Below are 5,088 nucleotides of genomic sequence, written 5' to 3' on the forward strand. Positions count from 1 at the left end.
GCACTTCTCCGGGCGCCGGGGACCTCGTCTGCCCTGACGCACCGGCCGCCCCGGATCCCTGCCCGACCCGGGTTCTCCGTCCGGCCCGGGATCCACTCCCGCCCGGGCGGATGTGCCACTGCGCCCCGGTCGCGGGACAATGGACGCGACGGAGCAGGAGCACGGAGCGACGAGAGGACGGTACGCCATGGACGAGGAGATCCGGCTGAGCGGGGCGGACCACCCGCACGTGCAGATCCCCCGGCTCGGGGAGCTCGATGCGATCTGGGCGCGCCGGATCGTGCTGGCCGTCGTGGCGAGCCTGGTGGTCGGGCTGATGGGCGGGATCGCGGCCGCGCTCCTGCTGGGCGACGGGCGGCTGCTGAGCCCCGCGCAGTGGGGGCTCGTGGTGGGCGGGGCGGCCCTGCTCGTCAGCGGCATCATCCTCTCGCTCACCCGGGCGGACGACGCGCCCCGCAACGACCTCATGGACGCCCGGGCCCGGGCGAGCAAGGGGCTGCGGACCTCCGTGCGCCGCGGGGCCGTTCCGCGGGACCCGGTGCTGCGCGAGATGCAGGACTACATGGCGGTGGAGATGGTGCAGTACGCCTGGCCGATCCTGCTGACCGTCCCGGGCATGGCGCTCGTGGTGTGGGCGCTGTTCGTGCCGGTCCCGGCCGTGCTGGTGGCGCTGCTGCTCGTGCTGGTGTGGGCCGTGGTCCGGGTCAACGGGACCGTGGTGGGCCGGCGCTACTACAAGCTGCGGGGCCTGCTCTGAGCGGGCGCCGCGGCCGCGTGCGGCCCCGGAGGGCGGGCTCGGCGGGCCGGCCCCGCGGAACGGGCCCGGCGGGACGTCAGCGCCGCGGAAGGCGGACGAGCTCCACGTCGGTGAGCAGTCCGTCGTCGGCGACCGCCGTCAGATAGGTGCAGTACGGCTGGCGCCGCCGGTCCGTGGGGGAGCCGGGGTTGAGCAGCCGCATCCCGGCCGGGGTGGTGCTGTCCCACGGGATGTGGCTGTGGCCGAAGACGAGGACGTCGAGGCCGGGGAACGCCCGGTCCATGCGGGCCTCCCGCCCGGCGGCGGCACCGGTCTCGTGGACCATGCCGAAGCGCACGCCCCCGAGCGTCTCGCGGGCCACCTCGGGCAGCCGCTCGCGCAGCTCCGGCCCGTCGTTGTTGCCCCACACGCCCACGAGGCGGGCGGCCCGGTCCTCGAGCCGGTCGAGGGTCGCGAGGTCGATCCAGTCTCCCGCGTGCAGCACCACCTCGGCGTCGTCGACCGCTCGCCAGACGGCGGCGGGCAGGTCGCGGGCGCGCTGGGGGACGTGCGTGTCGGCGAGCAGGAGGAGTCGGACCATGTCGATCAGCCTCGCACAGGGACCGGCCGGCCGTCGCGGCGGATCCGGTCCCGGGCGCGCGAGCCCAGCCGGACGGCGCCGAAGAGGACGATCACGGCCAGGCCGAGGACGTTGACGTCGACGGCCGCGACGAGGGCGAGCGCGCCGCCGCTCGGCCGCACGAGCTCGGCGAGCACGGACAGCAGGCCGGCCCGCCGATCACGAAGGCCTCCATCCCCAGGCTCAGCAGCAGCACGGAGACGTGGACCACCGAGGAGTGGCCCAGCGAGCCCCAGCCCGCGAGGTGCAGGAGGACGACCGCGGCACCGATCGCGGTGACGCTGCGCCGTCCGGAAGCGGACGGCAGGGCTGTGGGGGAGCTGCGCACGGCGGGCCTTGCGCTGGGGTGGGGCGGGCTGCGGGGAGGGGCCGCGCGGCCGGGTGCGCACCCGGCCCCGCGGAGGCGTCAGCTCTCGAGCGGGACGCCGGCCTCCTCCGCGTCGGCGAACAGGGCGTCGATGTGCACCAGGTCCTTGCCGGCGCGCTCGAGCAGGGACGCGGCGACCCCGGAGCGGTAGCCGGAGCCGCAGTGCACCCACAGCTTCCCGGCGGGGACCTCGTCCGTCCGGGGCGGCAGCTCGTGCAGCGGAACGTTGACCGCTCCGGCGATGTGGGAGTCCTCGTACTCGTCCACCCGGCGCACGTCCAGGACGGTCTCGTCGTCGGGGCGCCCCTCGAGCATGCCTCGCCGGTCCACGCGCGGGCAGGAGGAGCGGGCCGCCCCCGGGGGCGAGCTCCACCGGGTCCTCGCCCAGCGCCGGGTCGGGGGAGTCGATGCCGATCCGCGACAGGTCGCGGATCGCGTTCTCGACGTCCTCGCGGGAGCCCACGAGAGTCGGCTGCCGGTCGTAGGGGAAGACCCAGCCCAGGAACGCGGTGACACCCGACCCGTCGCCGTACTCGAAGCTGATGGTGCCCTCGAGGTGATCGGCGGCGTAGGCCACGCGGTGGCGCAGGTCCACGACCCACTCCCCGTCCTCGAGCCGGGCCGTGAGCTCGGCCGGGTCCAGGGGAGCCGGGCACGGAGAGGTCCGGCTCGGTGGGCCCGGCCGCGTGGGCCGGGCCCATGTGCACGTAGTAGTTCGGGTAGGCGGTGAGGTTGGCGATCAGCTCGGCGACGAAGTGCTCCTCGTCGGTGAGGGGGGTGCGCTCGAAGGAGACGTCGTCGGCGGCGTTGACGAGGTAGGCCGCCCCGTGCTTGCGGGCGGAGAGGCAGCCGCCGGTGAGGTAGTCGTTGTGGATGTGCGTCTCGGCCACGTGCGTGAGCTGCACCCCGGCCCGCGCCACGGCGGCCTCGAGGCGGTCGATGTCGTGCTGGGCGTCGATGACGAGGGCGACCTCGCCGTCGTGCACGAGGTCGCTGCGGTCCCCGAGCTGGGGGGTGTCGATGACGGTGACGTCCATGCTGGGTCCCTCCTGGTGGTGCCCTGCGGCGCGCCGCGGGGCGTGGTGACGGTCTCGAGGGGTGCCGGCAGGAGTGTCGCAGAGGGGCGGGCGACGAGGGAAGCGGTGCCCCGGGCGCGCCCGCCGCGACTCAGACCTGCTGTTCGGTCTCCTGCTCGGCCTGCTGCCGGGCGAGTTCGGCACGGACCTGGGCCATGTCGAGGTCCCCGACCGCGGTGATGACCTGCTCGAGCCCGGTCGCCGGCAGCGCACCGGGCTCGGAGAACACGAGCACGCCTTCGCGGAAGGCCATCAGGGTGAGGATGGAGCTGATGCCGGCCGCCGCCGACAGGCGCTGCTCGGCCTCGGTGTCGACCTTGGCGAAGACGACGTCCGGGTGCCGCTCGGAGGCGGCCTGGCAGGTGGGGGCGAACATGCGGCAGGGGCCGCACCAGGAGGCCCAGAAGTCCACGAGGACGATGTCGTTGCTCTCGATGGTGGGGGCGAAGTCGGCCTCGGTGATGTCGACGGTGGCCATGGGGATCTCCTTCTCGGTCGTGGCGCTCGGTGTTCGGGGGTCGGTGCTCGGGACCAGGGGTGTGGGGCAGTCAGGCGGTGAGGGGGGTGCGCAGCGGGCACTTCGGGACGGCGAGCCAGCAGACCGTGGCGGCCAGGGCCGCGATAGCGGCGGCGATCCCGAGGGCGATGCCGGCGGCGCCGGGCAGCTCCTGGACCAGGACGAAGACGCCCATCACCAGGACGAAGAGGCCGAAGCCCCTGCGCAGCGCGGCCTCGGGGACGCGGCCGGCCAGCCGGGCGCCCACGACCGAGCCGGCGACCGCGGCGGCGGTCACGGCCCCGACGAGGGCCCAGTCCAGGGAGACGGTGGTGAGGTAGCCGGCGAGGCCGGCGAAGGACTTCATGGCGATGACCACCAGGGAGGTGCCCACCGCCACGGGCATGGACAGCCCGCCCAGCAGGGCCAGGGCGGGGACGACGAGGAAGCCGCCGCCGGCGCCCACCAGGCCCGTGACCAGACCCACGACCAGGCCCTCGGCGACGACCTTCAGGACCGGCAGCTCGCCGTCGTGGGTTGTCGCGGTGCTGTTCCTGCGGCTGCGGAGCATGGCCAGGGAGGTGGCGAGCATCATCAGGGCGAAGGCGATCAACAGGACCGTGCCGGGGATGTAGCCCCCGGCCAGCCCGCCGCCGAAGGCCCCGGCCATGCCGGCCGCGCCGAAGACCAGGCCGGTGCGCCACTTCACCCGTCCGTTGCGGGCGTGGGTGACGGCGCTCACGGCGGAGGTCACCCCGACCACGAACAGGGAGGCGGCGATGGCCCCCTTGGGGTCCAGCCCGGCGACGTAGGTGAGGATCGGGACGGTCAGGACGGACCCGCCCCCGCCCAGCAGGCCGAGGGAGAGCCCGATCAGCACCGACAGCAGGAGGGTCAGGACGAGGGTGACGGTCATGGTGCGAGTCCTTCTGCCCACCGGGGCGGCAAGAGGTGGTCGGGTCGGGAGGGTGCCGGGGTCCGCCGGCGCTGGACCCGAGTATGTCAAATACCCCAGGGGGTATTCAAGTACCCTCGGGGGTATCTTGCGAGAGGAGCGGTATCGCCCAGCGAGAACCTGCCCGTTCCGCACTTCCCTTTCCGCTCCTCGCGTGCCAACAGTGGAGTCCTGACCGCCAGATCCACCGACCGAGGAGACCAGTCATGACCACCGACATCACCGGCAAGAAGATCGCGTTCATCGCCACGAACGGCGTCGAGGAGCCCGAGCTCACCGAGCCCTGGAAGGCCGTGCAGGAGGCCGGCGGCACGCCCGTGCTGCTGTCCCCGGAGCAGGGCACCATCACGGCCATGCAGGGGGACTGGGACCGGGCCGGCAGCTACGACGTCGACAGCACGCTCGCCGCGGCGAAGGCCGAGGACTTCGACGCGCTGGTCCTGCCCGGGGGCACCCTGAACGCCGACAGCATGCGCGTGGACCAGGACGCGCTGCGCCTGGTCAAGGAGTTCGACGCCGCCGGCAAGCCGATCGCGGCCATCTGCCACGCCCCGTGGATCCTCATCGAGGCCGGCCTGGCGCGAGGCCGGCGGCTCACGTCCTACACCTCCCTGGCCACGGACCTGAAGAACGCCGGGGCGGACTGGGTGGACGAGGAGGTCGTCGTCGACGGCCGACTGGTCACCTCCCGCAACCCCGGGGACCTCGAGGCCTTCAACCGGGAGGCGCTCACGCTCTTCGCCGGCTGATCAGCGCCGCCGGGCGACCGGCCCGCCCGCGGAACCGCCCGGTTCCGCGGGTGCCGAGGGGTGCCGCTC

6 protein-coding genes and 1 pseudogene are annotated in these 5,088 nt (G+C 74.0%); 2 read left to right on the forward strand and 5 right to left on the reverse strand.

What is annotated here, in order from left to right; all coding sequences use genetic code 11:
• Positions 1–187: 187 nt before the first annotated feature.
• Positions 188–757 (forward strand): hypothetical protein, encoded by a 570-nt coding sequence (locus tag ACFU0Y_RS16935; protein ID WP_380215938.1) that lies wholly within the window; start codon positions 188–190, stop codon positions 755–757.
• 76 nt (positions 758–833) lie between these two features.
• On the opposite strand, the gene ACFU0Y_RS16940 is transcribed toward ACFU0Y_RS16935, so the two are convergent.
• From ACFU0Y_RS16940 to ACFU0Y_RS16960, 5 genes and pseudogenes are all read right to left on the reverse strand, one after another.
• The gene (locus ACFU0Y_RS16940; protein WP_380215940.1) at positions 834–1,337 is read right to left on the reverse strand and encodes a metallophosphoesterase family protein; all 504 of its coding nucleotides are present in this window, start codon (positions 1,335–1,337) and stop codon (positions 834–836) included.
• A 5-nt stretch (positions 1,338–1,342) separates the two neighbouring features.
• Complete coding sequence (locus tag ACFU0Y_RS16945; protein ID WP_380215942.1) at positions 1,343–1,513, reverse strand: hypothetical protein; 171 nt, start codon at positions 1,511–1,513, stop codon at positions 1,343–1,345.
• 269 nt (positions 1,514–1,782) lie between these two features.
• Positions 1,783–2,780, reverse strand: a pseudogene (locus ACFU0Y_RS16950) (rhodanese-like domain-containing protein).
• Between the two features lie 130 nt (positions 2,781–2,910).
• Positions 2,911–3,297, reverse strand: a complete 387-nt coding sequence (locus tag ACFU0Y_RS16955) for a thioredoxin family protein (protein ID WP_380215944.1) — start codon at positions 3,295–3,297, stop codon at positions 2,911–2,913.
• 70 nt (positions 3,298–3,367) lie between these two features.
• Positions 3,368–4,231: a sulfite exporter TauE/SafE family protein gene (locus ACFU0Y_RS16960; protein ID WP_380215946.1), complete on the reverse strand. Its 864-nt coding sequence runs from the start codon at positions 4,229–4,231 to the stop codon at positions 3,368–3,370.
• A gap of 245 nt (positions 4,232–4,476) precedes the next feature.
• Here ACFU0Y_RS16960 and ACFU0Y_RS16965 point away from each other — a divergent pair, with 245 nt between their 5' ends.
• Positions 4,477–5,019 (forward strand): type 1 glutamine amidotransferase domain-containing protein, encoded by a 543-nt coding sequence (locus ACFU0Y_RS16965; RefSeq protein ID WP_380215948.1) that lies wholly within the window; start codon positions 4,477–4,479, stop codon positions 5,017–5,019.
• Positions 5,020–5,088 lie beyond the last annotated feature (69 nt).

Origin of the sequence: Kocuria sp. NPDC057446, from assembly GCF_042802875.1 — a bacterium.
Lineage (GTDB): Bacteria > Actinomycetota > Actinomycetes > Actinomycetales > Micrococcaceae > Kocuria.

Excerpts from the sequence above, each read along its gene's own strand:
- ACFU0Y_RS16940 (WP_380215940.1), bottom strand. The coding sequence starts at position 1,337 with ATGGTCCGACTCCTCCTGCTCGCCGACACGCACGTCCCCCAGCGCGCC.
- ACFU0Y_RS16960 (WP_380215946.1), bottom strand. The coding sequence starts at position 4,231 with ATGACCGTCACCCTCGTCCTGACCCTCCTGCTGTCGGTGCTGATCGGG.
- ACFU0Y_RS16935 (WP_380215938.1), top strand. The coding sequence starts at position 188 with ATGGACGAGGAGATCCGGCTGAGCGGGGCGGACCACCCGCACGTGCAG.
- ACFU0Y_RS16955 (WP_380215944.1), bottom strand. The coding sequence starts at position 3,297 with ATGGCCACCGTCGACATCACCGAGGCCGACTTCGCCCCCACCATCGAG.
- ACFU0Y_RS16965 (WP_380215948.1), top strand. The coding sequence starts at position 4,477 with ATGACCACCGACATCACCGGCAAGAAGATCGCGTTCATCGCCACGAAC.